This window comes from Kosmotoga sp. DU53 (genome assembly GCF_001639905.1).
Classification (GTDB): Bacteria; Thermotogota; Thermotogae; order Petrotogales; family Kosmotogaceae; genus Kosmotoga; species Kosmotoga olearia.
The window spans coordinates 1-1,447 of record NZ_JGCK01000095.1 but is presented as its reverse complement, the minus strand read 5'-3'; the positions used below and the strand labels follow the sequence as shown (position 1 = coordinate 1,447).

The following is a 1,447-nucleotide window of genomic DNA, read 5'->3' as shown; positions in this document are numbered from 1 at the left end:
TCACCACTCCTTTTCAAGATATTTCTTTACGGTGTGGGAGCAATGCMARGCGCCTGGCTATTGCTAGCTTGCTTAACCCTCTTCTACGTACAATATTCTGATTTCAAAGACCTGCTTTTCCGTTAACATCTGAATACCTCCTTTTCTATCTGAGATATTCAGATGTTACTACTCAATTCTTACCGATGTTTTTGCTCATTTTTGACCGACGTTTTTACTATTTTATAATCGATGTCGACACCAGCTTCTTTCTCATTCTGTGTACTTTCTTGTGGTTCACTATTATCCCAAATTCATTCAGAAAATACTTGCTGAGCTTCTTGCTTCCTAATACTTTCAGATAATACTCAGGTTCATATGGATTCACTCTGCTGTATATGTCTTTGAATAGTTTTTCAAGCTCTTTATCTTCGAACTTTTCACCGTTTGTCTTTAGACAGTAATTGCGCCTTCTACCTGGTTTTGTCTTTTTGAGAAAGAACACGGGTTTCTTCCTGCGATAGTAACTGCTTCTGGTTATTCCAAAGATTCTCAAAAGATAAGAGGTTGAAAAACCATAACCCATATATGTTTCAGCGAAGAGTTCAACTGCTAGCCTTTTCCAGTTTTTTTTAGAGCTTCTTTTAGCAACCTTATTTCCAATTCTTTCTCTGCTATTATGAGTTTGTATTTCTCGATTTCGTTGAGAACCCCTTTTAGCTCTTTTGGGTCTTTCTTTATCTTGTCGAGCCCTATCTCTTTGTACAGAACAGGTGGTATCTTCGTTGGATCAACAATGAAATCTCCAGCTCTGAGTTTCGGTTCAAAAGCACTTTCTCCCTCCGCTCTATATTTGTTTATCCAACCCCATAATGTAGAATCCGGTATCCCGTATTCTTCCCTGATTTCTCTTGTGTTTTTGTGGCCCTCTTCGTATTCCTTTACCACTTTTAGCTTCAATTCCATTGAATATTGTTCTCTGCCTCTCATCCCTTCGCCCCCTTTTCTTTCATACTATCACTTCGTTATCTCTTGTCCTATTTCTTTAGGGGGTGATTACGTTATCAACCACGTAGTGGTTATCGAGTAGGAGGGGGGGGGAATCCCCCCGTCCTCTCACAGAACCGTGCGTACGGGCCAACGTACACGGCTCATGGATTGAGTATCGGATTCTCCGACAGTGGTGCATGTGAAAGCTTCATATCATACAGCCCTATCTTCTGAAAATATTTGTTAGGCAGTAGCCTACTGACCAATCGCGATCGAGAGCTTCTCCATTTGTTCATTCTTATTCCGGATATTTCGCCTCTGTATCCTTTTTGTCTCATCACCCTGCGTAGTTTCTTTGTCGTTTTCCATTGTCGCAGGATTATGGCTCTCAATCTCCTTCTTATCCAACCCATGAGGTCTCTGAATACTCCCACCCAGTCGATTATTTWGTAGTAATTGCTGAAGCCTCTCAGCAATT

The 1,447-nt window shown here is 40.8% G+C and carries 1 protein-coding gene and 1 pseudogene; both read right to left on the bottom strand.

Annotation, left to right across the window (positions count from 1 at the left end; all coding sequences use genetic code 11):
* Nucleotides 1-241: 241 nt before the first annotated feature.
* Nucleotides 242-969 (bottom strand): annotated as a pseudogene (locus DU53_RS12070) (IS3-like element ISKol9 family transposase); the annotation flags it as partial.
* Between the two features lie 161 nt (nucleotides 970-1,130).
* Nucleotides 1,131-1,447, bottom strand: a 317-nt coding sequence (locus DU53_RS11685) for a group II intron maturase-specific domain-containing protein (RefSeq protein WP_304438658.1), incomplete at its 5' end; no start/stop codon positions are given.